The sequence below is a fragment of the Pseudoalteromonas sp. NZS127 genome, from assembly GCF_015864805.1.
GTDB lineage: Bacteria > Pseudomonadota > Gammaproteobacteria > Enterobacterales > Alteromonadaceae > Pseudoalteromonas > Pseudoalteromonas nigrifaciens.
The window spans coordinates 1-802 of sequence record NZ_JADYWN010000065.1 but is presented as its reverse complement, the minus strand read 5'-3'; the positions used below and the strand labels follow the sequence as shown (position 1 = coordinate 802).

The 802-nt window shown below is 62.2% G+C and carries 1 protein-coding gene; it reads right to left on the bottom strand.

The window, feature by feature from the left end; all coding sequences use genetic code 11:
* Positions 1–120 precede the first annotated feature (120 nt).
* Positions 121–468: a hypothetical protein gene (locus I6E78_RS18445; protein WP_114488324.1), complete on the bottom strand. Its 348-nt coding sequence runs from the start codon at positions 466–468 to the stop codon at positions 121–123.
* Positions 469–802: the final 334 nt, after the last annotated feature.

Sequence of the window (802 nt, the reverse complement as noted above, 5' to 3'; positions counted from 1 at the left end):
GTTCCGTCGCCATGTCCTGCTGGGCCGCCTTCCACACCTTGCGCGCCACTTCCTTCGCTGCCGGGTTCAGCGCCACGCGCGCCGGGTTGCTGGTCCACCAGGATTCGAATCGTTTGTCGTTCATGGCATTGCCTTTCCAATTTCGGCGGCGGCGTGGGTTATGGCCCAGCGAGTGGCGGCGTGGGGGTCTGGAGTTATGTCGTACTCACGGTAACCAAAGTCGCCCTTGATACCGATACCCACCGCGTTGTCAAAGACCGTCACCGACATGCGCAACTTCACCGCCAGAAGCAGGGCATCGCCATCGTTGACGAGGGGGTTCCAGTAGCTCGTGATCGCACCCCGGCGAGAACCCAGTTCTAAGCACACACCGACTTCTTTATCCACCACGGTGTAGTTACAGAAATTCGGGTTCCGCAGGTTGTGCATGGCCTTCGCAGCCAGCTCCAACATTTCGTCTTCGCTCATCGCACACCTCCCCGCAACCGCGACTCGCGCACCCACCCGTCACGGCAGGCTGTGTCGCACCACCGCTGGTCGTCGGCAACGATCTCGTCGCAGTACAGGCACCGACCGGTGGCCGTGGGGCCAGTCGGCTTGCGGCTGGCTGCGAGCAGGTAAGGGGCCTCGCGCTCGGCGCGGTCTTGGCTCAGGTCGGCGTCATCCACGCTTCACCCCCTTCTTGACAGCCGCCTTGCGTGCTTCCTTGAAGAAAGCGAGGTCTGGCGACTTGTTCTGCAGCTTGGCGTTCAGCAGGCCCAGGCGGATGACACCTTGGATATTGGCCGCCGTGTTGTTGAGT

What these genes read in the sequence shown, in the direction of transcription:
- I6E78_RS18445 (WP_114488324.1), bottom strand. Translation starts at nt 468, where the DNA reads ATGAGCGAAGACGAAATGTTGGAGCTGGCTGCGAAGGCCATGCACAAC.